A 26,109-nucleotide genomic window follows, 5' to 3' on the forward strand; every position below is an offset into this window, starting at 1 on the left:
CCAAAATCAGCCACGAAGAGACGATTTTGGGCTGAAAATTGGAAAATTGAGCCACAGGACGTCGATAAAGGACGGTTTGGGGCGTCATATCGGGAGCTGCGGACCACTTAATCGCAACTTCCTTAACGGGCTTATTGCGAAAGCATTAAGCGATGCGCCGGATATGCAGATTGCCCGTCAGCGCATTACGCTTGCGGAAGCCCAGGCCAAAGCGGCTATGGCTGCCGACGGTCCGCAGATTGATTTTTCAGCGGATGCCGAACGTCAGAAAATGTCCGCCGAGGGGCTGATGGGGCCCTTTGCCATTACCGACCCGGCGGCAGGGACAACCGGGCCGTGGTACACCAACGGCACCTTTGGCCTGACGGCAGGCTGGGATCTCGATCTGTGGGGAAAAAATCGCGCGCAGGTCGAAGCCCGGATTGGCAAAGTGAATGCGCAAAAAGCGGAGCTGGAGCAGACCCGTCAGCTGCTGGCCAGCAGCGTGGCGCGGCTCTACTGGGAGTGGCAAACGCAGGCCGCCGTGGGGGAGGTCCTCGCGCAGATTAAACATGAGCAGGACAATATTATCGGTGCCGATCGCGAGCTGTATCAACACGGGATCACCTCCTCCGTGGAGGGCGTTGAAACGGATATCAACGCCAGCAAAACCGAAGAGCAGCTGGCCGAAGTCAACGGGAAAATGAAAGCCATTGAGGCGCGTCTGGTTGCGTTGACGAACGCCTCCTCCGTGAAGCTGACGCGGCACGCCCTGCCGACGGTGGAAGCCTCGCTACCGTCGACGCTCGGCTATGAGCTGCTGGCACGCCGTCCGGATCTGCAGGAGGCGCACTGGTATATCGAAGCCTCCATGAGCGAAGTGGAGGCCGCCCGAGCGGCGTTTTATCCTGACGTGAACCTGATGGCGTTCTTACAGCAGGATGCCCTCCATCTGAGCGATCTGTTCCGTTCGTCCGCGCAGCAGATGGGCGTGACCGCCGGGCTGACGCTGCCGATTTTCGACAGCGGCAGGCTTAACGCCGGGCTGGATATCGCTCAGGCGCAGAACAACCTTTCAGTAGCCAACTACAACAAAGCGGTGGTAGAGGCCGTCAATCAGGTGGCACACACGGCCAGTGAAGTCGAAACGCTCATGGCGAAAAACAGCCACCAGCAGCAGGTTGAAAAAGATGCGGCACGGGTTGTAGCGCTGGCGCAGGCGCGTTTCAGCGCGGGGATCGTTGCGGGCTCCCGGGTCAGTGAAGCCAGAATACCGGCCCTCAAAGAGCACCTCGAAGGACTGCTGCTGAAGGGGCAGTATGTGGACGCCACGCTGCAGCTGACCTCCGCGCTGGGCGGTGGCTATCATCATGGCTAAAAAAGGTCATTAACTATACTTACCTCTTTGCAGTTTTTCAGGAGGTGAGTATGACCAGAGTAGCGATTGTGACCGCATCGGATTCCGGGATCGGTAAAACCACGGCCCTGATGCTGGCAGAGCGCGGGTTTGATATTGGCGTCACCTGGCACTCGGATGAGAAAGGGGCGCTGGAAACCTGCCGTGAAGTCGAAGCGCAGGGGCAGCGCGCGGAGGCTGTCCATCTTGATCTAAGCACGCTGCCGGAAGGCGCTGAGGCCATAGAGACGCTGATTGCGCGCTTTGGCCGGCTGGACGTGCTGGTCAATAATGCAGGGGCGATGACCAAAGCGCCGTTCCTCGAGATGCCGTTTGACGACTGGCGGAATATTTTCACCGTCGACGTGGACGGGGCGTTTCTCTGTTCACAGATAGCCGCAAGGCAGATGGTGAAGCAGGGGGAAGGGGGACGGATTGTGAACATCACCTCGGTGCATGAACACACGCCTCTGCCGCAAGCGAGCGCCTACACGGCGGCAAAACACGCGCTCGGCGGCTTAACCAAATCCATGGCGATGGAGCTGGTGAAGCACAACATTCTGGTGAACGCCGTCGCGCCGGGTGCGATTGCCACGCCGATGAACGACATGGACGACAGCGAAGTGAAGGAAGGCTCCATGCCGGAAATCCCGCTGGCAAGGCCGGGCCACACGAAAGAGATTGCCAGCCTGGTGGCGTGGCTGTGTGACAGCGACGCCAGCTATACAACAGGGCAATCGTTTATCGTCGACGGGGGCTTTATGCTGGCGAACCCGCAGTTTAAGCCGGAGGGATAGATTCCCCTCTCCCTGTGAGAGAGGGTATTTTTAGTTCCCTCTCCCTGTGGGAGAGGGTTAGGGTGAGGGCATCAGGCCGCACTCACTCCTCATCCCGCGTCTTTTCACGGTGCTTCAGCCACAGTCGTACCGCAATCACCGCCACAACCACCAGAATCAACCACGCCCAGTGCTTCAGGTGCTGGTCGAGATTATGCAGCCAGGGCGCAATCACTTCGCCCCCTACATAACCGAGCGTCGTAAAGATCAGCGCCCAGGCAATCGCGCCCACAATATTGAGCGGCAGAAAAATTTTGGGCGGCAGATGGCTGGCGCCAATCAGTATCGGCCCGATAATGCGAAAGCCATACATAAAGCGCGTGCCAATAACGAACAGGTAGGGATGACGTTGAATGAGCCGCTGAGCGCGGCGGATTTTCTTCTGATGCTTTGCGAAACGCTTGAGCAGCGTGGGCCCAAAGCGCAGCCCCAGAAAGTAGAGCAGCTGATCGCCTATCATCCCGCCCAGCGCGACCGCGGCAACAACCAGCGGGAACTTCAGTAACCCCTGATGCGCGGCGACGCCCCCTAACAGCGTGATGGTTTCACCTTCTGCCACGCTGCCGATGACCAGCGCGGCATAGCCATATTGCTCAATGAGTGCGTTAATATCCATTACGTAACGGTTTTCTCCCTCTGCGTGCCTCGTTTAATCATATACCCCTTGAATCAACGGCGGGGAAATCAACGGAAATTTCCCACTGTACATAAAATAATCTAAAGCCTGCATTATACTTAAGGTATCGCTGACGGGCCGACAACAAGGGGGCGCTATGAACCATGTCTGGGGACTTTTCTCCCATCCCGATCGTGAAATGCATGTCATTAAAAGTGAGAACGAAACGGTCTCGCATCATTACACGCACCACGTGCTGCTGATGGCCGCGGTGCCGGTAATATGCGCTTTTATCGGAACGACACAAATCGGCTGGAACTTCGGTGACGGCACCGTGGTTCAGCTTTCCTGGTTTACCGGACTCAATCTTGCCATCATCTTTTATGGCCTGATGCTGGCGGGGGTGGCGGTCATGGGGCGCGTCATTCACTGGATGGCGCGTAACTATCCGCAGCGTCCATCGCTGGCGCACTGTATGGTCTTTGCCGGGTATGTCGCGACCCCGCTGTTCTTAAGCGGTATTGTTGCGCTCTATCCACTGGTCTGGCTGTGCGCGCTGATCGGTACCATTGCCCTCTTTTACACCGGTTATCTGCTGTATCTGGGGGTTCCTACCTTCCTGAATATCAATAAAGAGGAGGGGCTGAGCTTCTCGAGCTCAACGCTCGCCATCGGGGTGCTGGTGCTGGAGGCGCTCCTGGCGCTGACGGTGATTCTTTGGGGTTATGGATACCGACTCTTCTGAGTTCACTGCATTGCTGGCGTAAATGCCAGCAATGCAGCATCCGTTCACGATTATCCTCTGGCGACAACGCCCGCTGACGGCTATGATGCCGAGGCCAGCCTGTGTTTATCTAACAACCCAGGCGGTGTACGTCATAACGTGCGTGAATAATTATCAGAAGTCTCACCATGCTGAAATTCCGAGTCTCTTTACTTAGCCTGGCGCTGTTGCTGGGTGCGTCCGCAGTCGTACCGGCCGTCGCCAAAACGCCCGCGGTGACCACCGCTGCTGCTCAGCCGCAAATTGCGTCCGGCAGCGCGATGATTGTCGATCTCAACACCAATAAGGTGATTTACGCCAGCCATCCGGACCTGGTGCGACCGATCGCCTCAATTACCAAATTAATGACCGCGATGGTGGTGCTTGATGCCCATCTGCCGCTGGACGAAAAACTGAAAGTGGATATTAGCCATACGCCGGAGATGAAAGGGATCTACTCCCGCGTGCGGCTGAACAGTGAGATCAGCCGTAAAAATATGCTGCTGCTGGCGCTGATGTCGTCTGAAAACCGCGCGGCGGCGAGCCTGGCGCATCACTATCCGGGCGGCTACGACGCGTTTATCCGCGCGATGAACGCGAAAGCCAAAGCGCTGGGGATGAACAATACGCACTATGTTGAACCGACGGGTCTGTCGATCAACAACGTCTCCACGGCGCGCGATCTGACGAAACTGCTGATTGCCAGCAAACAGTACCCGCTGATTGGTCAGCTCAGTACCACCCGTGAAGAGATGGCGACCTTTGCGAACCCGGCCTATACGCTGCCGTTCCGCAATACTAACCATCTGGTATACCGGGATAACTGGAATATTCAGCTAACGAAAACCGGCTTTACCAACGCGGCCGGACACTGTCTGGTGATGCGCACCGTATTTAACGGTAAGCCGGTGGCGCTGGTAGTGATGGATGCCTTCGGCAAATACACGCACTTCGCCGACGCGAGCCGCCTGCGGACCTGGATTGAAACAGGAAAAGTGCAGCCTGTCCCGGCCGCGGCATTGACGTATAAAAAGCAAAAAGCGGAGCAGATGGCGACGGCGCAGAACGACTGAGCCGTCTGTCAGCGCCGGGTGGCGGCTTTGCCTTACCCGGCCTACAAACACTAAAAACGGTAACCCAGGTTACCGTTTTGCGTTTATTCCGGCAGCGTCCAGTCACCATCGTTGAGCGGGCGCTGCATAATCACCGTATCCCGCCAGTCGCCTTTCTTGTAGCCTACGCTGCGCAGCTGACCGACAATCACGAAACCATGTTTTTTATGCAGACGTAACGAGCCGGCATTGTTATTGCCATCTCCTACCACGGCAATCATCTGCCGCCACGGCCCTTGCTCGCAGCGTGCGATCAGCGCATCCATCAGTGCCGTGCCAAAACCGCGCCCGGTGATGCTGGCATCCACGTAAATCGACTCTTCCAGGGTATAGCGGTAGGCGTGTCGCGGTCGGTAAGGGGTGGCATAGCAGTAGCCCACCACAATGCCGCGGTACAGCGCGATAAGCCACGGTAAACCGTTCTCCGCCACGCTTTTCATGCGATGACGCATTTCGTCAATAGTCGGGGGGACTTCTTCAAATGACGCGCGCCCGTGAAGCACATGCCAGGCATAGATCGCGGCAATGGCATGCACATCATCGGGACGGGCGTCGCGCACTTCCAGCTCGGTCTCGGATAAAACATCAATAGCCGACATGATGTGCCTGCTCCTCTTATCGAAGGCCGGAGAAACGTTTCTCCGGCGATAAGCGGTTACTCTATTACGATTAAGGAGCGCTTAACAATCTCTCAAATTTGGCTGTAGGAATTAATCAGACGTTTGCGTTATGTGCTGCTCCGCGTCTGCGCTCTCTTTCCAGTATTTCTTCCGCGTTGTTTTACCGATGCCGGGATTCATGCTGTTTGTAGGGTCATTCTCGCGATAAAACTGCTTAAGTGCGTCAGGGGCTTTATAAAGATGTCCGACGTTGTGTTCCGCAGGATATTGTGCGCCGCGTTCACGCAGAAGGGCGAGCATCTGCTCCTTCAGTTCGTGTGCATCGACCCCTTTCTTGACGATGTAATCCTGATGGAAGACATAGCACATAAAGTGGCCGTAATAGAGCTTGTGCACCAGCTTGCTGTCGATTTCCGGCGGCAGGTGTTCAAACCACTCGGTGTCGTTACGCCGCAGGGCGATATCGAGCGCCAGAATATCTTCCACCTCTTCGGAATGTACCGCCTGATATCGGATGGCGGCCCCTGCGGCGGCAAAGCGGTGCAGGAAGGCTTTGCTGCCCTCTTCAGGCGTACAGGCAAAGAAATCCCCTTCGGCGGTTTTAAAGAATTCGGTCAGCCAGGCCTGCGCTTCGGCGATCCCGTCTCCGGCCATTTTCAGCAGCAGGTGATGTTCGTACCTGTCGCGCCAGGTTTTCATCCTCTCCGGCAGATGCGCCGGGAAAACGTTGCCCAGCTTCTGCATAAAGCGGTCGGTGAAGTGGGGTTTGAACAGCGACACTTTCTCCAGCATCGCGTCGGTACGGCCCTTCATGGTGAAGAAGAACGGCATTTTGTCGGTGCCGAGCTTGTCGATCATCAGGAACGTGTCTTTGCCGTAGCGCTCGGCGATGTCGTAAATGTCCCGGTGCATGTACTCGCCCGCCACCGGCAGGTGGGTGAATTCGCCCAGAATATGGCGACGGATCTCCGTCAGAACCTCAGGCTGGTTGGTGCCGATGTAGAATACCTGCTGCTTTTTCTCTGCCGGGAAGGTGTCGAGACGCACCGCAAAAACGGCCAGCTTGCCCGCGCAGCCGGAGGATTCAAACAGGCGATCCGGGTCGGCGTTATAGCGCGCCGGCGTATCGGCGTTGATATCCCGCACGCGGGTCACGTAGTCATGATCGTGCGCATGGCGACCGTCGTGCTGAACGTCTTCGTCCTTCACGCGATCGTCGTCGAGCTTGCTGAGGATCTGTTCTGGCGTGACGCCGAGATCGATTCCCAGGTGGTTCACCAGCGTCAGCTTGCCGTTTTCGTCAATACGGGCAAACAGGGACATCTCGGTATAGGCGGGGCCGCGCTGCACCAGCGAGCCGCCAGAGTTATTGCAGATCCCACCGACCACCGAGGCGCCAATGCAGGAGGAGCCGATCACCGAGTGCGGTTCGCGGCCCAGCGGCTTAAGCGCTTTTTCGAGGGAGTAAAGCGTGGTGCCCGGGAACGCGAGCACCTGCTCGCCTTTATCCAGCAGGTGCAGCTTGTCGAGGCGCAGGGTGCTGATAATCACGATGTCACGATCGTAATCGTTGCCGTTCGGCGTGGAGCCTTCGGTCAGGCCGGTGTTGGCCGCCTGCATTAAAATAATCTTGTCGGCGGCGACGCAGGCGCTCAGGACGCGCCACAGCTCCAGCAGCGTGCCGGGGAAAACCACCGCCAGCGCCTCGCCCTGACCGGAGCGGAAGCCCTTGCGGTAGCGGGCGGTTTTAGCCGGGTCGGTAAGCAGGTGAGAGGAGCCAACCAGGCGCGACAGTTCGTTAATAAAGGTTTTGTTATCGTCAGTTCGAACAGAAGACATCTTCCACTCCTTGTGGTGGGGCAAATTTCTCGCTGTAAAGCATAGCGCGATTAACTGTTAAGCGGTCGAGTATTCACGAGAAAAATCAGAGAATAACCCTGCAACGATCGGAGGGTTTGTGGCACACTGCGCTTTTCGCACGGTATGGCCGAGATCGTCCGGCGGTTATTGATGAGAGAGTAAAACGACATGAAATGGCTATGTTCTGTAGGTGTCGCCGTCAGCCTGGCGCTGCAACCTGCGCTGGCAGAGGATTTGTTTGGCAATCACCCGCTCACGCCTGAAGCGCGGGATGCGTTTGTCACGGAATTGCTCAAGAAAATGACGGTCGATGAGAAAATCGGCCAGCTGCGTCTGATCAGCGTCGGCCCGGATAACCCGAAAGAGGCCATCCGCGAGATGATCAAAGACGGGCAGGTAGGCGCCATCTTTAATACCGTCACCCGCCAGGATATCCGCAAGATGCAGGACCAGGTGATGGATCTCAGCCGCCTGAAAATTCCCCTGTTCTTTGCCTACGACGTGGTGCACGGCCAGCGTACCGTCTTCCCCATCAGCCTCGGCTTAGCGTCTTCCTTTAACCTCGACGCGGTGAAAACCGTCGGGCGCGTGTCGGCTTATGAAGCGGCGGACGACGGGCTGAACATGACCTGGGCGCCCATGGTGGACGTCTCGCGCGATCCGCGCTGGGGCCGCGGCTCGGAAGGCTTTGGTGAAGATACGTATTTAACCTCCACGATGGGTAAAACCATGGTGGAAGCGATGCAGGGCAAAAGCCCGGCGGACCGCTACTCGGTGATGACCAGCGTCAAACACTTTGCGGCCTACGGCGCGGTGGAGGGCGGTAAAGAGTACAACACCGTCGACATGAGCCCGCAGCGCCTGTTCAACGACTACATGCCGCCGTACAAGGCAGGGCTGGATGCGGGCAGCGGCGCGGTGATGGTGGCGCTGAACTCGCTGAACGGCACGCCTGCGACCTCTGATTCCTGGCTGCTGAAAGACGTGCTGCGCGACCAGTGGGGCTTTAAGGGCATCACCGTTTCCGACCACGGCGCGATTAAAGAGCTGATCAAACACGGTACCGCCTCCGATCCGGAAGACGCGGTGCGCGTGGCGCTCAAGTCCGGCATCAACATGAGCATGAGCGACGAGTATTACAGCAAGTACCTGCCGGGGCTGGTGAAGAGCGGCAAGGTGACGATGGCGGAGCTGGACGATGCCACCCGTCACGTGCTGAACGTGAAATACGACATGGGGCTGTTTAACGATCCGTACAGCCACCTGGGTCCGAAAGACTCCGACCCGGCAGATACCAACGCTGAAAGCCGCCTGCACCGCAAAGAGGCGCGTGACGTCGCGCGCGAAAGCCTGGTGCTGCTGAAGAACCGCCTCGACACGCTGCCGCTGAAAAAATCCGGCACCATTGCCGTGGTGGGTCCGCTGGCCGACAGCAAGCGCGACGTCATGGGCAGCTGGTCTGCGGCGGGCGTGGCTGACCAGTCCGTGACCGTGCTGACCGGTATCAAGAGTGCCGTCGGTGAAAACGCCAAAGTGGTTTACGCCAAAGGGGCGAACGTCACCAACGATAAAGATATCGTGACCTTCCTCAACCAGTACGAGGAAGCGGTGAAGGTCGATCCGCGCACGCCGAAGGAGATGATTGACGAAGCGGTGAACGCCGCGAAGCAGTCTGACGTCGTTGTTGCGGTTGTGGGTGAAGCGCAGGGTATGGCGCACGAAGCCTCCAGCCGGACCGATATCACCATTCCACAGAGCCAGCGCGATCTGATTGCCGCCCTGAAAGCCACCGGCAAGCCGCTGGTGCTGGTGCTGATGAACGGTCGTCCGCTGGCGCTGGTGAAAGAGGACCAGCAGGCTGACGCCATTCTGGAAACCTGGTTCGCCGGTACCGAAGGCGGTAACGCCATCGCCGACGTGCTGTTTGGCGATTACAACCCGTCGGGCAAGCTGCCGATGTCCTTCCCGCGCTCCGTCGGGCAGATCCCGGTGTACTACAGCCACCTGAATACCGGTCGCCCGTACAACGCCGACAAGCCGAACAAGTACACCTCTCGCTACTTTGACGAAGCTAACGGCCCGCTCTATCCGTTTGGTTACGGCCTGAGCTACACCACCTTCAAGGTTTCCGACGTGAAAATGTCGGCGCCGACCCTGAAGCGTGACGGCAACGTCACCGCCAGCGTTGAGGTGACTAACACCGGCAAGCGCGAAGGGGCTACGGTGATCCAGATGTACGTGCAGGATGTCACCGCGTCGATGAGCCGTCCGGTGAAACAGCTGCGCGGCTTCGAGAAGGTCACGCTGAAGCCGGGGGAAACCAAAACCATCAGCTTCCCGATCGACGTGGATGCGCTGAAGTTCTGGAACCAGCAGATGAAATACGATGCGGAACCGGGCAAATTTAACGTCTTTATCGGCGTGGACTCCGCCCGCGTGAATAAAGGCGAGTTCGAGCTGCTGTAACCTTTCCCTCCTTTGCCTCCCCCCGTCCTGCGGGGGAGGCGTCTTACCTTATGCTAAAAAGGCATTTTGACGGTTAATTCCGCCGTTTTAAGCTACGCTTTTCTCTCAAGCCTCTGAAAAAGGCAGCAAAAAAATGAGGATAGCGGAATGACGATTGCAAAGGGGATGTTGGGATCTGCGGTGTTACTGGCGGCGCTGAGCCTGCCGTTACAGGCGGCGGAGCCGGTTAAAGTGGGTTCGAAGATCGATACCGAGGGCGCGCTGCTCGGTAATATTATCTTGCAGGTGCTGGAAAGCCACGGCGTGAAAACGGTCAATAAAGTTCAGCTCGGCACCACGCCCGTCGTGCGCGGCGCGATAACCTCCGGCGAGCTGGATATCTACCCGGAATACACCGGCAACGGCGCATTCTTCTTCAAAGATGAAAACGATCCGGCATGGAAAAACGCCAAAGCCGGGTATGAGAAAGTCAAAAAACTCGACGCGGAACAGAACAAACTGGTCTGGCTGACCCCGGCACCGGCCAACAATACCTGGACTATCGCCGTGCGCAAGGACGTGGCGGAGAAAGGGAAGCTGACTACCCTGGCGGATCTCAGCCGCTACCTGAAAGAGAAGGGCGACTTTAAGCTTGCGGCGTCGGCGGAGTTCATCGAGCGTCCTGACGCGCTGCCCGCGTTTGAAAAAGCCTACGACTTCAAGCTCGACCAGGCTCAGCTGCTCTCGCTGGCGGGTGGGGATACCGCGGTGACCATCAAAGCGGCGGCACAGCAAACTTCCGGCGTTAACGCGGCCATGGCCTACGGTACCGACGGCCCGGTGGCGGCGCTTGGCCTGCAGACCCTGACCGATCCAAAAGGCGTACAGCCAATTTACGCGCCGACCCCGGTGGTGCGTGAGGCGGTGCTGAAAGCGTACCCGGACATTGCAGAATGGCTCAAACCGGTCTTCGAAAAGCTGGATGAAAAAACGCTGCAGCAGCTGAATGCCAGCATTGCCGTCGAGGGGCTGGATGCCAAAAAAGTGGCCGCCGACTTCCTGAAACAACAAGGGCTTGTGAAGTAACGGGAAAAGGCTGTGCCAATAAAATGTCATAACCGCGTCCTGCTGCTGCTGGCCTGCGTGGCCATCGCAGCGGTCGCGTTACCGTTTGTCAACGTTGCCCCAAACCGCCTGATGTCGGGGGAGGGCAAAGCGCTCTGGCAGGTCTGGTCGTTTACGCCGGGGTGGCTGGCGGCGGCGCTGGGCGCGTGGGTGATCCTGTCGCTCTGGCAGGGACGCCCGGCCCAGTGGCTGACGCTGCTTCTCTCTGAAGGGCTGTTTATTCTCCTGTTCTGGAGCGCCGGGCTGGCGGCGACGCATATGGCCTCGGCGGAAAGCCCGCTGGCGAGAACCACTATCGGCAGCGGCCTGTGGCTGTGGCTGGCGCTCTGCCTGCTGGCCTGCAGCGATGCGATTCGTCGACTCATCCCCAGCGCCGTCTGGCGATGGGTGCTCAACGCGCAGATATGGTGTATTCCTTTACTCCTGCTGTTCAGCGGGGAGCTGAACAACCTCTCGCTGTTAAAAGAGTACGCCAACCGTCAGGAGGTGTTTGATGATGCCCTCGCGCAGCACCTGACGATCCTCTTCGGTACGCTCTTTCCGGCGCTTCTGGTTGGGATCCCCCTTGGTATGTGGTGCTATCGCCATCCTTCACGCCAGGGCGGGGTTTTTGCCGTGCTCAATGTTATCCAGACCATTCCTTCCGTCGCGCTGTTTGGCCTGCTGATTGCGCCGCTGGCCGGGCTGGTGAAGTCATTTCCGGCGCTGGGAATGCTGGGAATAGCCGGAACGGGATTAACGCCCGCGCTTATCGCGCTGGTGCTGTATGCCCTGCTGCCGCTGGTACGCGGCGTGGTCGCGGGCTTAGGTCAGGTCGCACCTGACGTGCTGGAAAGCGCCCATGCGATGGGAATGAGCGCGCGGCAGTGTTTCTGGAAAATTCAGCTGCCGCTGGCGCTGCCCCTGCTGTTGCGCAGCCTGCGGGTGGTGGCAGTCCAGACCGTCGGCATGGCGGTGATTGCGGCGCTGATTGGCGCGGGCGGCTTTGGCGCGCTGGTCTTCCAGGGGCTGCTGAGCAGTGCCCTGGATCTGGTGTTATTGGGCGTGGTGCCCACGATTGCGCTGGCGGTTGTCGTCGACGCACTGTTTGCCTTATGGCTCGCGCTGCTCGGGAGAAGAGCCAATGATTGAATTTCATGATGTCAGTAAAACCTTTGCTGGTCGTCCGGCGGCGAGCCACCTGAACCTGAACTTTGCCGAGGGGGCGTTTTCCGTGCTGATTGGCACCTCCGGGTCGGGCAAATCCACCACCCTGAAGATGATCAACCGGCTGGTGGAGCATGACAGCGGGCTGATCCGCTTTGCCGGGGAAGAGATCCGCAGCCTGCCGGTGCTGGAGCTGCGCCGTCGGATGGGCTATGCCATACAGTCTATCGGCCTGTTTCCGCACTGGACGGTGGCGCAGAACATCGCCACCGTGCTGCAGCTGGAAAAATGGTCGCGGACGAAAATCGCCGAACGTGTTGATGAACTGATGTCTCTGCTGGGGCTAGAGCCCGCGCTGCGTGACCGCTATCCGCACCAGCTTTCCGGCGGGCAGCAGCAGCGCGTGGGCGTGGCGCGTGCGCTGGCGGCCAACCCGCAGGTGCTGCTGATGGACGAACCCTTCGGCGCGCTGGATCCGGTCACGCGCGGGGCGCTGCAGGCGGAGATGACCCGCATTCACCGCATTCTCGGACGCACGATCGTACTCGTGACGCACGATATTGATGAAGCCCTGCGCCTGGCCGACCATCTGGTGCTGATGGATCATGGCGAAGTGGTGCAGCAGGGCTCGCCGCTTGAGCTGTTAACCTGGCCGAAGAATGACTTTGTGCGCGAGTTTTTTGGCCGCAGCGAATTGGGCGTCAGGCTGCTCTCCCTGCGAACGGTCAGCGACTATATGCGTCGGGAGGCGGCGCCGGTGAGCGGCGAACCGCTGCAGGCGCAGATGAGCCTGCGGGATGCGCTCTCCGCGTTTGTCGCGCGCCAGTGCGAAGTATTGCCCGTTTCGGATGCCCGGGGCGCGCCGTGCGGCACCTTACACTTTCGCGATCTGCTGGCCGGGGAGGTGACGCGTGAAGGCACTGCGTGATCCGCTTCTCTGGCTGGTAGCGCTCTTTGTCGGCTTACTGTTTCTGATGCCCCACAGCGCGGCGCTGTTTAACAGTCTCTTTCCCGGGCTGCCGCGGCCGGTGTATCAACAGGAGAGCTTCATTAATCTCGCCCTGGCGCATCTCTGGCTGGTGGCGCTCTCAAGCGCCATCGCGGTTGTGCTGGGCGTGGGGGCGGGCATCGCGGTCACGCGGCCCGCGGGCCGGGAGTTTCGCCCGCTGGTGGAGACGATTGCGGCCATCGGACAGACGTTTCCCCCGGTGGCGGTGCTGGCGATAGCGGTGCCGGTGATGGGCTTTGGCCAACAGCCTGCCATCATTGCGCTGATTCTGTACGGCGTATTGCCGGTGCTGCAGGGCACGCTGGCGGGCCTCGCGGCGGTACCTGCGTCCGTGCTGAGCGTGGCGGAAGGGATGGGGATGAGTCGCGGCCAGCGGCTGCGCAAGGTTGAACTGCCGCTAGCGGCACCGGTTATCATTGCCGGGATCCGCACGTCGGTTATCATTTACATCGGGACGGCGACCATTGCGTCGACGGTCGGCGCTAATACGCTGGGCACGCCGATCATTATCGGCTTAAGCGGGTTTAATACGGCGTATATTGTGCAGGGAGCGCTGCTGGTTGCGCTGGCGGCAATCGTCGTCGATCGCGCTTTTGAGCGGCTGGCGCTGTACCTCAGCCGACACCGCCGCGAACAATAAACGAGTACCCTGCCAGCATCACGCCGCCGATACCGCTTACGGCCATCAGGACAAAAAGGGTAATAATGGCCAGTTTGGTTGCCTTCATCATGTGCTCCTGTTGTTAACGGAACAATTATACGGTGAAGCGCAGCTGTTAATGAACCATTAAATGCCGTTATGGCTCATCCGGACCAAGGGAATAGACCGGGTAACCATTTTCACGCCATTCCGTCAGCAGCTGTTGCTGCGAGGCGGACGGCACTTCGCCACACCAGACCAGCAGGGTCTGGCCGTCGAAAAACTCAGGTCTGAGCTGCGCCAGCGAGTGCGCCAGAACATCCACGCGCCAGCCCTTCTGGGTGGCAATCCACGCTTCCAGCCACAGGCGGGTGGTATCGTGTACGTTCCAGCCGACAACCAGCGCATCTTTTCCGGCTTTGTTCTTCGCTGAGGCAAGGCAGACGGCAATGTAGTTGATCAGCACGCCGTCGAGCATGCTGAGCAGCGCCTGCAGGGTGGACTGCTGGCACTGCAGGCGTCGCCGGAGCGGAATGAAAAGATGGGAGATCAACGTCTGCGCCGGGTAATCGCGACCCTGCTCTTTTATCCATCCACGCAGGCGCTGCAGGTTGCCCGCCTGCAGGAGCCGCAGCAGGGTTTCCTGTTGTTCGCGCCAGAGATGTTGCGTATCCGGGTCGTCGTGGCTCAGCAGGGACTTCACTTTCCCAACCTGCACGCCGTTGTCGATCCAGCTTTTGATTTCGCGAATGCGGTCGATATCGTCATCATTAAAAAGGCGATGCCCACCGTCGGTCCTCTGCGGTTTGAGTAATCCATACCGTCGCTGCCACGCCCGTAGGGTAACGGGATTGATATCACAAAGGAGTGCCACTTCACCGATCGTGTAAAGCGCCATATTCGCCCCCTGGCTTACGCGTCCCCAGCTTAACTGTAGACCCACTTTGCCGAACCAGGAAGAATTGATTGTTTTTTACGCAAAGAATGCGAAGCGTATGCGATATTCTGAAAAAGGTGTGATAACGGGCACGATTTTGCGCTTTTTTGGGATGCTTCAAAGAAAGTTGAGCCGCATCCGTGTATGTTACGCGTTTTTTAGCGTGTGCGGTTTTGAGTATGTACGAGTTTAACCTGGTGCTGCTGTTGCTTCAGCAGATGTGCGTGTTTCTGGTCATTGCCTGGCTGATGAGCAAAACGCGCCTGTTTATCCCGCTGATGCAGGTCACCGTCCGTCTGCCGCACAAATTCCTCTGCTACGTCGTATTTTCCATATTCTGCATTATGGGGACCTGGTTTGGTCTTCATATCGAAGACTCTATTGCCAATACGCGCGCTATCGGCGCGGTGATGGGCGGGCTGCTCGGCGGTCCCGTCGTCGGGGGGCTTGTCGGTTTAACCGGGGGGCTGCATCGCTATTCCATGGGGGGGATGACGGCGCTGAGCTGTATGATCTCCACGATTGTTGAAGGGCTTCTCGGCGGTCTGGTGCACAGCTATATGATTAAGCGAGGTCGCCCGGACAAGGTATTTAGTCCGCTGACCGCCGGTGCCATTACCTTTGTGGCCGAAATGGCGCAGATGGCGATCATTCTGCTGATTGCCCGTCCGTTTGAGGATGCGCTGCACCTGGTCAGCAGCATTGCCGCTCCGATGATGGTGACCAATACCGTGGGCGCGGCGCTGTTTATGCGCATCCTGCTCGACAAGCGCGCCATGTTTGAGAAGTACACCTCGGCCTTTTCCGCCACGGCGCTGAAGGTTGCCGCCTCGACGGAAGGGATCCTGCGCCAGGGGTTCAACGAAGAGAACAGCATGAAGGTGGCCCAGGTGCTCTACAAGGAGCTGGATATCGGCGCGGTGGCGATAACCGATCGGGAAAAGCTGCTGGCCTTTACCGGTACGGGCGACGATCACCATCTGCCGGGCAAGCCGATCTCCTCAGCCTATACGCTGCGCGCCATCGAAACCGGCGAGGTGGTGTATGCCGACGGTAACGAAGTGCCTTACCGCTGTTCGCTGCATCCCCAGTGCAAGCTGGGCTCCACGCTGGTGATTCCGCTTCGCGGCGAGAATCAGCGGGTGATGGGCACCATCAAGCTGTATGAGGCGAAAAACCGTCTGTTCAGCTCCATCAACCGCACGCTGGGGGAGGGGATCGCCCAGCTGCTGTCCGCGCAAATCCTCGCCGGGCAGTATGAGCGGCAGAAAGCCCTGCTGACGCAGTCGGAGATTAAGCTGCTGCATGCGCAGGTCAATCCGCATTTCCTGTTCAACGCCCTCAATACGCTTAAAGCGGTGATCCGCCGCGACAGCGATCAGGCCGCGCAGCTGGTGCAGTTTCTGTCGACCTTTTTCCGCAAGAACCTGAAGCGGCCGTCGGAGATCGTGACCCTCGCCGATGAGATTGAGCACGTGAATGCCTATCTGCAGATTGAGCAGGCGCGTTTCCAGTCGCGTCTGCAGGTGTCGCTCTCCGTGCCGGACGAGCTGGCGTATCAGCATCTTCCGGCCTTTACCCTGCAGCCGATTGTCGAAAACGCCATTAAGCACGGTACATCACAGCTGCTGGGAAGGGGGGAGATAACCATTACCGCCAGCCGATTCAACCATCACCTGGTGCTGGATATTGAAGATAATGCCGGGCTTTATCAGCCTTCCGCCTCCGGCGGTTTAGGAATGAGCCTGGTGGATAAACGCCTGCGCGCCCATTTTGGCGATGACTGTGGCATTACCGTCGCCTGCGAGCCCGACCGATTTACCCGTATTACCGTACGACTGCCGCTGGAGGAAAACGCATGTTAAGAGTGCTGATTGTGGATGACGAGCCGCTGGCACGGGAAAACCTGCGCGTTCTGCTGCAGGAGCAGCCGGATATTGAGATTGTGGGGGAGTGCGCGAACGCCATTGAGGCTATCGGCGCGGTGCACAAGCTGCGCCCGGACGTGCTGTTCCTCGATATTCAGATGCCCCGCATCAGCGGGCTGGAGATGGTCGGCATGCTTGACCCGGACCATCGTCCCTACATCGTGTTTCTGACGGCGTTCGACGAATATGCCGTTAAGGCCTTTGAGGAGCATGCGTTTGATTATTTACTCAAGCCGATTGAAGAGAAGCGTCTGGATAAAACGCTCACCCGTTTACGCCAGGAGCGCACCGTGCAGGACGTCACGCTGCTGGCGGAGAACCAGCAGCCGCTGAAGTTTATCCCCTGCACCGGGCACAGCCGGATCTATCTTCTGCAGATGGATGATGTGGCCTTTGTCAGCAGCCGCCTGAGCGGGGTATTTGTTACCAGCGCGGAAGGGAACGAAGGGTTTACCGAGCTGACCCTGCGCACGCTGGAGAGCCGCACGCCGCTGATTCGCTGTCACCGCCAGTACCTGGTGAATATGGCGCATCTGAAGGAGATCCGCCTGGAAGATAACGGCCAGGCCGAGCTGGTGCTGCGCGCCGGGCAAACCGTCCCGGTCAGCCGCCGCTACCTGAAGAGTTTGAAAGAGGCGATTGGGCTGTAAAGCTGGTACACTGCGCGCCATTGCATCATCGACATTCGAAGGCTCTATGCTAAGTAACGATATTCTTCGTAGCCTGCGCTACACCCTGAAAGCGAACAATAACGACATGGTGCGCATTCTTGCGCTGTCCGACATGGAATCCACGTCTGCGAGTTTTGACACGTGGATGACCAAAGAAGACGAAGAGGGGTTTGTCCGCTGTCCTGATATCATTCTGTCGGGCTTCCTGAACGGCCTGATTTACGATAAGCGTGGCAAAGATCCTGCCGCGCCAGAGCTGGCGCTGGAGCGTCGGGTGAACAACAACACGGTGCTGAAAAAGCTGCGTATCGCGTTCTCGCTGAAAACGGACGATATCGTGGCGATCATGACCGAGCAAAAATTCCGCGTATCCGTGCCGGAAGTGACCGCCATGATGCGCGCACCGGATCATAAAAACTACCGCGAGTGCGGCGACCAGTTCCTGCGTAATTTCCTGCGCGGGCTGACCCACCGGGTGCATCACCCGAAGGCGTGATGTTTAGCCGGGTGGCGGCTTCGCCTTACCCGGCCTATAAAACCCGTAGGCCCGTGCAGGCGTAGCGCCGCCGGGCAAAAAAAAGCCGGAGATAATCTCCGGCTTTTTTGTTATTTCACCTGCTGGCCAGGCTTCGCGCCTTCGTCAGGGCTTAACAGGAAGATATCTTTCCCGCCAGGTCCTGCGGCCATCACCATCCCCTCAGAGATGCCGAAGCGCATTTTGCGCGGCGCCAGGTTGGCGACCATCACGGTCTGACGACCGATCAGCACCTGCGGGTCCGGATAGGCAGAACGGATCCCGGAGAAGACGTTGCGCTTCTCGCCGCCCAGATCCAGCGTCAGGCGCAGCAGCTTGTCAGAGCCGTCCACGAACTCCGCGTTCGCAATCAGCGCCACGCGCAGGTCGACTTTGGCGAAATCATCGAAGGTAATGGTTTCCTGAATCGGATCGTCCGCCAGCGGGCCGGTGACCGGTGCCGCAGCCGCCTTCACTTCTTCTTTGGATGCTTCTACCAGGGCTTCAACCTGCTTCATCTCGATGCGGTTGTACAGCGCCTTGAAGGTGTTCACCTTGTGGCCGAGCAGCGGCTGCTGGATTGCATCCCAGGTCAGTTCGGTGTTCAGGAACGCTTCAGTACGGGCAGCCAGCTGCGGCAGAACCGGCTTCAGCCAGGTCATCAGCACGCGGAACATGTTCAGACCCATGGTGCAGATCGCCTGCAGGTCGGCGTCGCGGCCTTCCTGTTTCGCGACCACCCACGGGGCCTGCTCGTCCACATAGCGGTTAGCAACGTCGGCCAGCGCCATGATTTCGCGAATCGCTTTACCGAACTCGCGGCTTTCCCAGGCTTCACCAACCGCAGCGGCGGCATCGGTGAAGGTTTTATACAGCTCAGGATCGGCCAGTTCGGCAGAAAGCACGCCGTCAAAGCGCTTGGCAATAAAGCCCGCGTTACGGGACGCCAGGTTCACCACCTTGTTCACGATGTCCGCGTTCACGCGCTGCACGAAATCTTCCAGGTTCAGGTCGATATCGTCGATGCGGGAAGAGAGCTTCGCGGTGTAGTAGTAGCGCAGGCTGTCCGCGTCGAAGTGGTTCAGCCAGGTGCTGGCCTTGATGAACGTCCCGCGGGACTTGGACATCTTGGCGCCGTTCACCGTCACGTAGCCGTGAACAAACAGGTTGGTTGGCTTGCGGAAGTTGCTGCCTTCCAGCATGGCCGGCCAGAACAGGCTGTGGAAGTAAACGATGTCTTTACCGATGAAGTGGTACAGCTCGGCGGTAGAGTCTTTCTTCCAGTATTCGTCGAAGCTGACGGTGTCGCCACGCTTGTCGCACAGGTTCTTGAAAGAGCCCATGTAGCCGATTGGCGCGTCCAGCCAGACATAGAAGTATTTGCCCGGCGCGTTCGGGATTTCGAAGCCAAAGTACGGCGCATCGCGGGAGATATCCCATTGCTGCAGGCCGGATTCGAACCACTCCTGCATCTTGTTCGCTACCTGCTCCTGCAGCGCGCCGCTGCGGGTCCACGCCTGCAGCATTTCGCTGAAGGACGGCAGGTCAAAGAAGAAGTGCTCGGAGTCACGCATCACAGGCGTGGCGCCGGAAACCACGGATTTCGGCTCGATAAGCTCGGTTGGGCTGTAGGTCGCGCCGCACACTTCGCAGTTATCGCCGTACTGGTCCGGGGATTTACATTTCGGACAGGTGCCTTTGACGAAGCGGTCCGGCAGGAACATGCCTTTTTCCGGATCGTACAGCTGAGAGATGGTGCGGTTTTTGATAAAACCGTTCTCTTTCAGACGGGTGTAGATCAGCTCCGACAGCTCGCGGTTTTCGTCGCTGTGCGTGGAGTGATAGTTGTCATAGCTGATGTCAAAGCCAGCAAAATCGGTCTGATGCTCCTGACTCATTTCGGCAATCATCTGCTCCGGGGAGATCCCCAGCTGCTGCGCTTTCAGCATGATCGGCGTGCCGTGGGCATCGTCCGCACAGATGAAGTTAACCTCGTGGCCGCGCATTCGCTGGTAACGGACCCAGACATCAGCCTGGATATGCTCCAGCATGTGGCCGAGGTGGATTGAGCCGTTGGCGTACGGCAGTGCGCACGTTACCAGAATTTTCTTCGCGACTTGAGTCATAGTAGGCATTACTTCTTTTAACTGTGAAAAGGGTTTTTGATATTACCAAAAGGGGCATTATTAAGTAAGCACAAACCACGGCCTTTCAGGTAAACTTGTTCATCTAAGGTCTTATTCACAAGAACAAAGGAGTCGGGATGAGTTCTCAATCCCAGGCCAAATCACCGGAAGCCTTACGAGCAATGGTCGCCGGGACGCTGGCTAACTTTCAGCATCCAACCCTGAAGCACAATCTCACTACGCTGAAAGCGTTACACCACGTTGCCTGGCTGGACGACACGCTGCACGTTGAGCTGCAGATGCCGTTCGTCTGGACCAGCGCCTTTGACGCGCTGAAAGAGCAGACCAGCGCCGAGCTGCTGCGCATTACCGGCGCGAAGGCGATCGACTGGAAGCTGAGCCACAGCATCGCCACGCTGAAGCGCGTGAAAAACCAGCCTGGCGTCAACGGCGTGAAAAACATCATTGCCGTCAGCTCGGGCAAGGGCGGGGTGGGGAAATCCTCTACTGCCGTAAACCTGGCGCTGGCGCTGGCAGCGGAAGGGGCAAAGGTCGGTATTCTGGATGCCGACATCTACGGCCCGTCTATTCCAAACATGCTGGGCGCGGAAAACCAGCGTCCAACCTCACCGGACGGCACCCACATGGCGCCGATCATGGCGCACGGTCTGGCGACCAACTCCATCGGTTACCTGGTGACTGACGATAACGCCATGGTCTGGCGCGGCCCGATGGCCAGCAAAGCGCTGCTGCAGATGCTGCAGGAGACGATGTGGCCGGATCTGGATTATCTGGTGCTGGACATGCCGCCGGGGACCGGTGACATCCAGCTCACGCTGGCGCAGAACATTCCGGTGACGGGTGCCGTTGTGGTGACCACGCCGCAGGATATCGCGCTGATCGACGCCAAAAAAGGCATCGTGATGTTCGAGAAGGTGGAAGTGCCGGTGCTCGGTATCGTTGAGAACATGAGCATGCACATCTGCAGCAACTGCGGTCACCATGAACCTATCTTCGGTACGGGCGGGGCAGAAAAACTGGCTGCGAAGTATCACACCCAACTGCTGGGACAGATGCCGCTGCACATTACCCTGCGTGAAGATCTGGACAGCGGCAAGCCGACGGTCGTCAGCCGTCCGGACAGCGAATTTGCAGAGATGTATCGTCAGCTGGCGGGACGCGTTGCGGCGCAGCTTTACTGGCAGGGCGAAGTCATCCCGGGCGAAATCGCGTTCCGCGCGGTGTAATACCTCTTCTTCGCTTAGTGCCGGGTGGCGGCTTCGCCTTACCCGGCCTACGAAATACGGTTTTGTAGGTCAGGTAAGCGAAGCGCCACCTGACTTTACCCAAGCCGATAGTGCATCAAATAATACTCTCCCTCAGGAGAATCCCCCGTCGCCTCAATGTGCCAGCCGTGCCGCTGGTAAAACGCGACAGCCCGCGCATTCTTCACCAGACACTTAAGCGAACCTGTACTGGTAAACGTCTTATGCACCTGTTCCAGAAGCATTTTCCCGACGCCGTGGCTTTGATACTGCGGGTCAACAAAGAGGTTGTGCAGAAAATTATCGTTCGCCCAGACGGAGGCAAAGCCCAGGCGATGGCCGTTCTGCGTGGCAACCCAAATCACTTCGTCACGGGTGGCCGCGTCAAAGTCTTCAAGCTGCCAGTCTGAACTGTCCAGCCATGGCCAGGCCTCACGCCGGGCGTGGAGAAAGAGCGTGCGCAGGAAAGGACGATCGCTTTCCTGCCAGGGGCGGATCAGAATGGTCTTAGCGGTGATAGAAAATATCTCCGTTATAGGCTTTGTAGATTTTGCCGTCCGCATCGCCGATCAGCACGTAGTTCTCGCCCATGTAGGTCCAGTGGGTTCCGGCATCCGGAGCCGGCAGGTTACGCAGCTGGTACTGTTTGATGGTGTACTCCGGCGTTTGATACTGCGCCGGCGCCGTGTCGCCAATCTTGAATTTCGTGAAGTCAGCGATGAACTCTTGTTCTTCATAGGCCTTGATGCCGGAGGGTGCAGCGGCCGTTTGCGGGGCAGAGAATGCGGATCCCGCCAGAGACAGTAATACACCCAGAAGCAGCAGTTTACGCTTAGCCATTTTTTCTCCAGTGATATCGTTACAGATACTTTTCGTCTGCGGGACGTCGAAAGCGAAGCAGACAGTCCATTTTAAGTATCAACGCAGGGTATGTTTGAAAAAAAATGTAACAAAAGTGGACGGTTTTGTGTAGCCCAATTGCGTGATGTTTATCAGTGTCGGGAATATTGTCGATGCATTATATTTTTAATATTTATCATTTCATTAATTAATTCTGAAAATAACTTTCCATATCAAAGTTAGAAAGCGAGGCGAATGCTTTCTCTCTGAAGAGCATTTAATATTGCCTCCGGATGAAGCGTGCTGACATCCGTTTTTTTAACCAGGTCGAGTATAGGATCTGTTTTTTAAAGCGCGGGTGAGGTGTGTTTTATAAGGGCAGGAAGTTCATCTCTCATAAGCATAATTGATTACATTTCATGGGGTTGGATTGGGTCTTTTTACAGGCTTAACGATAAACGCAACGTTAAAAAGAAATATTTATATTAATGAAAAGTACAACTGCATTTTCGCTGTTATTTCTCAGTATTAGTCAGTTAACAGGGTGTGTTTTTTCACCTGGTCAGAACTTAAGTGTGTCAGGTAAGAAAGTTATTTCGGCGGAAGAGGCAAATTATCAGCTTGATAAGCGCGTGGAAATTTTTCCGCTGACCCCGGAGTGGATTGAAAAACTGCGCCCGCCCGTGTCGAAATCTCAGGCAAATCCTAATCTGGACAAGCAGATCAAAAACTGGGAATACCGTATTGGCGCAGGCGACATCCTGACGGTCACCGTCTGGGATCATCCTGAATTAACAACGCCCGCAGGACAATATCGTAGCGCGAGCGATACAGGCAACTGGGTCAACGCTGACGGTACGCTCTTTTATCCCTATGCCGGTAAACTGCGGGTGGCAGGAAAAACGGTTTCACAGGTACGTGAAGAGATTACGGCTCGACTGGATAGCGTCATTGAGAGTCCGCAGGTGGACGTCAGCGTAGCCTCCTTCCGTTCACAAAAAGCCTACGTCACCGGAGAGGTGGAAAAATCGGGTCAACAGCCGATAACCAATATTCCGCTGACGGTGATGGATGCGATTAACGCCGCGGGTGGGCTCTCGGCGGATGCCGACTGGCGTAACGTCGTGCTCACACACAATGGACAGGACGCCCACCTCTCACTCTATGCCCTGATGCAGCATGGCGATTTGACCCAAAATAAGTTGCTTTATCCTGGCGATATCCTGTTTGTTCCCCGGAACGACGCGCTGAAAGTGTTCGTAATGGGCGAGGTGGTGAAACAGAGCACCCTTAAGATGGATCGTAGTGGCATGACGTTGGCCGAGGCCCTGGGCAATGCCGGGGGGCTTAACCAAAATATGGCCGATGCAACCGGCATTTTTGTTATTCGCCAGGTATCGAAAAAAGGTGACACCGACAAAATCGCCAATATCTATCAGCTGAATGCGGAAGATGCTTCAGCCATGGTGCTGGGTACGGAATTCCAGCTTGAGCCGTATGACATTGTCTACGTCACCACGGCACCGCTATCGCGCTGGAATCGCGTGATCTCCCAACTGGTGCCCACCATCAGCGGCGTACATGACCTGACCGAAACCGTTCGTAACATCCGATCGTGGCCGTAGTCATGTTCCATTCAATCTTAGTGGTCTGCACCGGCAATATTTGCCGCTCACCCATTGGTGAGCGGCTATTGCGTCAGCAATTACCCGGCAGGCAGGTCACCTCTGCAGGTATTTTCGGACTAGAAGGACGCCCGGCGGATGCGAGTGCGCAGGCTGTGGCCTTGCGTCACGGCCTTTCGCTGGAGGGGCACGTTGCCCGCAGGGTGACGTGCAGTCTGTTGCAACAGTCCGACTTGATTCTGGTGATGGAGCCGGAACACCTTCGTTTTATTGCCACAATGGCCCCGGAGAACCGGGGAAAATCGCTGCTATTTGGACAATGGCTGGAAACCCAGGACATTCCCGACCCGTATCGCAAAAGCCGTGAAGCCTTTGAATATGTTTTCGGGCAATTGGGGAAAGCCAGTCAGGAATGGGCTCGTCGTTTGAGTTAACAAGGAATGAAGCCGTAATGTCGTCTTCTAAATCAGACAAATATAGTGCTGCGACACCGCAGAATAACGAAATGGATCTCATTCAGTTGCTTGCTGAGATGTTCGATCACCGGGTAATGATCGCGTGTGTTACGCTTCTGTTCACGGTATGTGCGGGGATCTACGCCTTCAGCGTCACGCCGGTTTATCAGGCTGATGCCCTGGTGCAGGTCGAAGCGAAGCAGGGCAACGCGCTGCTCAAGAACCTGACCTCGCTCAGATCCGATCTCTCACCCGATGTCGCTCCAGAACTTTTACTCCTTAAATCACGGATGGTCCTCGGACAGACCGTTGATCGGTTAGGGCTGACCTACGAGGTTAATAGGCGCTTGTTCCCCGTCATTGGAGCTTTCTGGGAGCATGTGCAGGGGCGCAACCCCGCTGAAATCACGATTGGCTCGCTGAATATTCCGTCTGTGGAGGGGGATCCACAAACGCTTTTACTCACTGTTCTCGAGCAAGGGCGATATCGTCTTGAGGGACAAACGCTTGAGGCAGAGGGCGTTGTTGGAAAAGCGCTACTTAAAGAGGGCGTCTCTCTTCTGGTGACCTCCCTCAATGCGGCACCGGGAACCCAGTTTACCCTCAGCATCGTTACCAGGCTTGAGGCGATCAACGCCATTCAGAGCAGACTGACGGTTGTGGAGTCGTCGAAACAGAGTGGAATGATCGCCTTAACGTTAACGGGTGGCGATCCCGGCAAGACCGCTACGGTACTTAATACGATTGCCGAAAATTTTCTCAGCCAGAACATTGCGCGCCAGGAAGCTAAAGATTCCCGTAGCCTCACGTTCTTACAGGATCAGTTACCTAAAATCAGTCGCGAACTGGATGAAGCCGAGGCGCGACTGAATGCTTATCGAGAGCAAAGCGATTCGGTCGATTTATCTCTTGAGGCAAAGTCGGTTCTTGATCAGGTGGTTAACGTGGAAAATCAGCTTAACGAGCTGACGTTTCGCGAGGCAGAAGTATCCCAGCTGTTCAAAAAGGGCCATCCCACCTACCGTGCTTTACTGGAGAAAAAACAAACGCTTGAGCGGGAACGCGCGCGCCTGTATAGCCGCGTCTCCTCCATGCCATCCACGCAGCAGGAAATATTACGCCTGAGTCGTGATGTTGAATCCGGGCGCGCCGTATACATGCAGTTGCTGACGCGTCAGCAAGAGCTGAGCATCTCGCGCTCCAGCGCTATCGGGAATGTGCGGATCATAGACCCGGCGGTGACGCAGCCTGCCCCTGTCAAACCGCGCAAAGCCCTCATCATTCTGTTTGGTATGATGATAGGGCTGCTCCTCTCTGCCGGAACAGTTTTAGTGCGTTCCGCCTTCAAGCGGGGCATTACGTCGTCAGAACAACTGGAAGAGTTCGGGATGCCGCTGCTGGTAACGCTTCCGCGCTCGGTATGGTTATGGAAAAAAACGCACCTGCGCAGGAGAAACCTGTTTACTTCCCACTGGAAGCACAGGATATCCAACGTGCCTTTCCTGCCCATTGACCGTCCGGCTGATACGTTTGTCGAGGCGATGCGTGGGCTGCGCACCAGTTTGCATTTTACCATGATGGATACCGCAAACCGGGTTGTCGTGGTGTCTGGCCCCACGCAGGACTGCGGAAAGACGCTGGTCAGTACTTCACTGGCGTCGATTGTGGCACAGGCCGGACAGCGGGTGCTGTTTATTGATGCGGATATGCGCAAAGGGTATGTCCACAATGTGTTCAGGCTGAACAATCATCGGGGGTTGTCCTGCGTGCTCGACGGAACCGTTGAGTGGCAGGAGGCGGTTCAACGCTTTGAGAAAGGCGGTTTTGATGTACTGACCTGCGGACCTCAACCTACGCATCCCGTTGACCTGCTCATGAGTGAACGCTTCCAGGATGTGATGGCGCAGATTGAAAAGCGGTATGACATCGTGATTATCGACACTCCACCTGTGCTTGCCGTGACGGATGCATTGCTGATCGCCAGAGCAGCAGCCACTACGCTGCTGGTCGCCCGCTTTGGTAAAACCAGCGTGAAAGAGATCGAGACCAGCCTTAAGCGTATGGAACGGATGAACGTAAAGGTGAATGGCGTGATCCTCAATGACATTGTGAAATCGGCGGCGCTCTATTATAACTCGGGGTATAGCGCTTACGACTATGGCTATACCCGGGAGTAACCCTGGCGCGACATTTCTTTACAG

23 protein-coding genes and 1 pseudogene are annotated in these 26,109 nt (G+C 57.3%); 16 read left to right on the forward strand and 8 right to left on the reverse strand.

The window, feature by feature from the left end; genetic code table 11:
* Nucleotides 1-121: 121 nt before the first annotated feature.
* Both mdtQ and ACOTXT_RS17470 read left to right on the forward strand, forming a co-directional pair.
* Nucleotides 122-1,357, forward strand: a pseudogene (gene mdtQ, locus ACOTXT_RS17465) (multidrug resistance outer membrane protein MdtQ); the annotation flags it as partial.
* 50 nt (nucleotides 1,358-1,407) lie between these two features.
* Entirely contained in the window at nucleotides 1,408-2,172 is a 765-nt protein-coding gene (locus tag ACOTXT_RS17470) for an SDR family oxidoreductase (RefSeq protein WP_008500906.1), read from the forward strand.
* An 82-nt stretch (nucleotides 2,173-2,254) separates the two neighbouring features.
* On the opposite strand, the gene ACOTXT_RS17475 is transcribed toward ACOTXT_RS17470, so the two are convergent.
* On the reverse strand, nucleotides 2,255-2,827 hold the full coding sequence (locus ACOTXT_RS17475) for a DedA family protein (RefSeq protein WP_008500905.1): 573 nt from the start codon (nucleotides 2,825-2,827) through the stop codon (nucleotides 2,255-2,257).
* Between the two features lie 157 nt (nucleotides 2,828-2,984).
* Here ACOTXT_RS17475 and ACOTXT_RS17480 point away from each other — a divergent pair, with 157 nt between their 5' ends.
* Both ACOTXT_RS17480 and pbpG read left to right on the forward strand, forming a co-directional pair.
* The gene (locus ACOTXT_RS17480; RefSeq protein ID WP_421625371.1) at nucleotides 2,985-3,572 is read left to right on the forward strand and encodes a Yip1 family protein; all 588 of its coding nucleotides are present in this window, start codon (nucleotides 2,985-2,987) and stop codon (nucleotides 3,570-3,572) included.
* A gap of 167 nt (nucleotides 3,573-3,739) precedes the next feature.
* Nucleotides 3,740-4,663, forward strand: coding sequence for a D-alanyl-D-alanine endopeptidase (pbpG, locus tag ACOTXT_RS17485; RefSeq protein WP_023293820.1), 924 nt, complete (start codon nucleotides 3,740-3,742; stop codon nucleotides 4,661-4,663).
* Between the two features lie 83 nt (nucleotides 4,664-4,746).
* Here the strand turns inward: pbpG and ACOTXT_RS17490 are convergent, their stop codons facing one another.
* On the reverse strand, nucleotides 4,747-5,301 hold the full coding sequence (locus tag ACOTXT_RS17490; RefSeq protein ID WP_008500902.1) for a GNAT family N-acetyltransferase: 555 nt from the start codon (nucleotides 5,299-5,301) through the stop codon (nucleotides 4,747-4,749).
* Nucleotides 5,302-5,412: 111 nt separating this feature from the next.
* On the reverse strand, nucleotides 5,413-7,161 hold the full coding sequence (gene dld, locus ACOTXT_RS17495; protein ID WP_039025043.1) for a D-lactate dehydrogenase: 1,749 nt from the start codon (nucleotides 7,159-7,161) through the stop codon (nucleotides 5,413-5,415).
* A 189-nt stretch (nucleotides 7,162-7,350) separates the two neighbouring features.
* Here dld and bglX point away from each other — a divergent pair, with 189 nt between their 5' ends.
* The 5 genes from bglX to ACOTXT_RS17520 all read left to right on the forward strand — a co-directional run bounded on the left by bglX (nucleotide 7,351) and on the right by ACOTXT_RS17520 (nucleotide 13,547).
* Complete coding sequence (gene bglX / locus ACOTXT_RS17500; protein WP_045334389.1) at nucleotides 7,351-9,648, forward strand: beta-glucosidase BglX; 2,298 nt, start codon at nucleotides 7,351-7,353, stop codon at nucleotides 9,646-9,648.
* Nucleotides 9,649-9,795: 147 nt separating this feature from the next.
* Nucleotides 9,796-10,713, forward strand: coding sequence for a glycine betaine ABC transporter substrate-binding protein OsmF (gene osmF / locus ACOTXT_RS17505; protein WP_021241490.1), 918 nt, complete (start codon nucleotides 9,796-9,798; stop codon nucleotides 10,711-10,713).
* Between the two features lie 12 nt (nucleotides 10,714-10,725).
* Nucleotides 10,726-11,883, forward strand: coding sequence for an ABC transporter permease (locus ACOTXT_RS17510; RefSeq protein WP_032652731.1), 1,158 nt, complete (start codon nucleotides 10,726-10,728; stop codon nucleotides 11,881-11,883).
* On the forward strand, nucleotides 11,876-12,826 hold the full coding sequence (locus ACOTXT_RS17515) for an ABC transporter ATP-binding protein (RefSeq protein WP_021241488.1): 951 nt from the start codon (nucleotides 11,876-11,878) through the stop codon (nucleotides 12,824-12,826). Before ACOTXT_RS17510 ends, ACOTXT_RS17515 begins: the two co-directional genes overlap by 8 nt.
* A complete protein-coding gene (locus tag ACOTXT_RS17520; RefSeq protein WP_333166189.1) occupies nucleotides 12,810-13,547 on the forward strand; it encodes an ABC transporter permease in 738 nt (245 codons plus the stop codon). The genes ACOTXT_RS17515 and ACOTXT_RS17520 overlap by 17 nt, the downstream gene beginning before the upstream one ends.
* On the opposite strand, the gene ACOTXT_RS17525 is transcribed toward ACOTXT_RS17520, so the two are convergent.
* Together ACOTXT_RS17525 and mlrA are read right to left on the reverse strand one after the other, a co-directional pair.
* Entirely contained in the window at nucleotides 13,522-13,635 is a 114-nt protein-coding gene (locus tag ACOTXT_RS17525; RefSeq protein ID WP_008500895.1) for a protein YohO, read from the reverse strand. The two genes, ACOTXT_RS17520 and ACOTXT_RS17525, sit on opposite strands and share 26 nt — an antisense overlap.
* Nucleotides 13,636-13,704: 69 nt before the next feature.
* Nucleotides 13,705-14,445, reverse strand: coding sequence for an HTH-type transcriptional regulator MlrA (mlrA, locus tag ACOTXT_RS17530; RefSeq protein WP_008500894.1), 741 nt, complete (start codon nucleotides 14,443-14,445; stop codon nucleotides 13,705-13,707).
* A gap of 218 nt (nucleotides 14,446-14,663) precedes the next feature.
* Between mlrA and ACOTXT_RS17535 the strand changes: the two genes are divergently transcribed.
* From ACOTXT_RS17535 to ACOTXT_RS17545, 3 genes are read left to right on the forward strand one after another with little or no spacing between them, the layout of a single operon-like run.
* Nucleotides 14,664-16,349: a sensor histidine kinase gene (locus ACOTXT_RS17535; RefSeq protein WP_055321098.1), complete on the forward strand. Its 1,686-nt coding sequence runs from the start codon at nucleotides 14,664-14,666 to the stop codon at nucleotides 16,347-16,349.
* Nucleotides 16,343-17,062, forward strand: a complete 720-nt coding sequence (gene btsR / locus ACOTXT_RS17540; protein ID WP_055321099.1) for a two-component system response regulator BtsR — start codon at nucleotides 16,343-16,345, stop codon at nucleotides 17,060-17,062. The genes ACOTXT_RS17535 and btsR overlap by 7 nt, the downstream gene beginning before the upstream one ends.
* Nucleotides 17,063-17,108: 46 nt before the next feature.
* Nucleotides 17,109-17,579 carry a DUF1456 family protein gene (locus ACOTXT_RS17545; protein WP_008500891.1) on the forward strand — a complete coding sequence of 157 codons (471 nt, stop codon included), beginning with the start codon at nucleotides 17,109-17,111 and terminating at the stop codon, nucleotides 17,577-17,579.
* Nucleotides 17,580-17,689: 110 nt separating this feature from the next.
* Here the strand turns inward: ACOTXT_RS17545 and metG are convergent, their stop codons facing one another.
* Nucleotides 17,690-19,723 (reverse strand): methionine--tRNA ligase, encoded by a 2,034-nt coding sequence (gene metG / locus ACOTXT_RS17550; RefSeq protein WP_333166182.1) that lies wholly within the window; start codon nucleotides 19,721-19,723, stop codon nucleotides 17,690-17,692.
* Nucleotides 19,724-19,860: 137 nt separating this feature from the next.
* Between metG and apbC the strand changes: the two genes are divergently transcribed.
* Nucleotides 19,861-20,970, forward strand: coding sequence for an iron-sulfur cluster carrier protein ApbC (gene apbC, locus ACOTXT_RS17555; protein WP_008500889.1), 1,110 nt, complete (start codon nucleotides 19,861-19,863; stop codon nucleotides 20,968-20,970).
* 95 nt (nucleotides 20,971-21,065) lie between these two features.
* Here the strand turns inward: apbC and ACOTXT_RS17560 are convergent, their stop codons facing one another.
* Together ACOTXT_RS17560 and ACOTXT_RS17565 are read right to left on the reverse strand one after the other, a co-directional pair.
* Nucleotides 21,066-21,551, reverse strand: a complete 486-nt coding sequence (locus ACOTXT_RS17560; RefSeq protein WP_058654897.1) for a GNAT family N-acetyltransferase — start codon at nucleotides 21,549-21,551, stop codon at nucleotides 21,066-21,068.
* The gene (locus ACOTXT_RS17565) at nucleotides 21,496-21,828 is read right to left on the reverse strand and encodes an RcnB family protein (protein ID WP_008500887.1); all 333 of its coding nucleotides are present in this window, start codon (nucleotides 21,826-21,828) and stop codon (nucleotides 21,496-21,498) included. Before ACOTXT_RS17565 ends, ACOTXT_RS17560 begins: the two co-directional genes overlap by 56 nt.
* Before the next feature lie 488 nt (nucleotides 21,829-22,316).
* On the opposite strand from ACOTXT_RS17565, the gene ACOTXT_RS17570 reads away from it, so the two are divergent.
* Genes ACOTXT_RS17570 through ACOTXT_RS17580 form a run of 3 tightly spaced genes read left to right on the forward strand, consistent with a single transcriptional unit; the run spans nucleotide 22,317 to nucleotide 26,085 of the window.
* Nucleotides 22,317-23,453 carry a polysaccharide export protein gene (locus tag ACOTXT_RS17570; protein WP_126307584.1) on the forward strand — a complete coding sequence of 379 codons (1,137 nt, stop codon included), beginning with the start codon at nucleotides 22,317-22,319 and terminating at the stop codon, nucleotides 23,451-23,453.
* Between the two features lie 2 nt (nucleotides 23,454-23,455).
* A complete protein-coding gene (locus ACOTXT_RS17575) occupies nucleotides 23,456-23,887 on the forward strand; it encodes a protein-tyrosine-phosphatase (protein ID WP_021241484.1) in 432 nt (143 codons plus the stop codon).
* 17 nt (nucleotides 23,888-23,904) lie between these two features.
* Nucleotides 23,905-26,085 carry a polysaccharide biosynthesis tyrosine autokinase gene (locus tag ACOTXT_RS17580; protein WP_126307582.1) on the forward strand — a complete coding sequence of 727 codons (2,181 nt, stop codon included), beginning with the start codon at nucleotides 23,905-23,907 and terminating at the stop codon, nucleotides 26,083-26,085.
* Nucleotides 26,086-26,109 lie beyond the last annotated feature (24 nt).

The organism is Enterobacter cloacae complex sp. IR5422 (assembly GCF_049238165.1).
GTDB classification, from domain to species: Bacteria; Pseudomonadota; Gammaproteobacteria; order Enterobacterales; family Enterobacteriaceae; genus Enterobacter; species Enterobacter roggenkampii.